At 62.7% G+C, this 865-nt stretch carries 2 protein-coding genes; both read right to left on the bottom strand.

Going from position 1 to position 865, the window contains the following annotated elements; all coding sequences use genetic code 11:
- Positions 1-288: nitronate monooxygenase (locus tag AC1D1X_RS24590; RefSeq protein ID WP_477699525.1), on the bottom strand; the 288-nt coding region annotated here is incomplete at its 3' end.
- Positions 285-865 (bottom strand): glutathione transferase GstA (gstA, locus tag AC1D1X_RS24585; RefSeq protein WP_477699524.1); only part of this gene is annotated, 581 nt, incomplete at its 5' end. The genes gstA and AC1D1X_RS24590, both read right to left, overlap by 4 nt.

The raw sequence follows: 865 nt of genomic DNA, 5'->3' as shown, positions 1-865 counted from the left end.
CAGGTGCTGCTCGAACTGCGCATCTGTGAGCGGCGGGTCCTCGCTCTTTTCATGCGGCACCCACAGGTTCAAGGCGAAAGGCCGTTTTGTTTTCAGGCGTATGGCCTGGGCCGTCTCTTCAATTTGCGCGCCTGTCAGGTGATGCACCCCAAACGAGCCCAGCCCACCGCTTTCACAGACCGCCGCGGTCAGCGCCACCGAGGAAAGGCCCCCTCCGAAGGGTCCCTGCACAATCGGCGCCGTCAAGCCCAGCCTTTGGGTCAGGGCCGTGGTTTTCCAGCGGCTCATGCCAGCAGCCCTTCGGCCTTCAGGGCCTCGCGCACGGCGGGCCGGCCGGCGACACGTGCCAGGAAGTCCTGCAGATGCTTCAGGTCCGCCAGGTCCAGCGACACGTACTTGGCCCAGCCTGTGACGGCAAACAAGTAGGCATCGGCCACAGTGAAGGACTGGCCGAGCAAATAGTCTTTGGACTGCAGCTGGGTGTTGACCCATTCGTATTTTTTGCGCAGAACGCTGGCCAGGGTTTTTTTGGCGCTGCCGTCCAGCTCCGGGTTGAACAGCGGCGTGAAGGTCTTGTGGAGCTCCGAGGTGATGTAGTTCTGCCACTCCATCACGCGGTAGCGGTCCATGCTGCCGGCGGCTGGGAGCAGGTCGGCGCGGCCTGCCTTGTCGGCAAGGTATTGGGCAATGATGGGGCCTTCTGTCAGGCGCTCGCCGCTCTCGAGCTCCAGCAGCGGCACGGCACCCTTCGGGTTGATGGCGTAGTAGTCGGCTCCGTCTGCGGTGGTGTGGGTGCCTGTGTCAACTTTTTCAAGCTTGAAGGCCTGCTGCGTTTCTTTCAGAACGATGTGGGGTGCCAGTGAGC

This window comes from Polaromonas sp. P1_G4 (assembly GCF_056405475.1).
The sequence above is the reverse complement of the archived record's forward strand: the minus strand, read 5'-3'. Positions and strand labels throughout refer to the sequence as shown.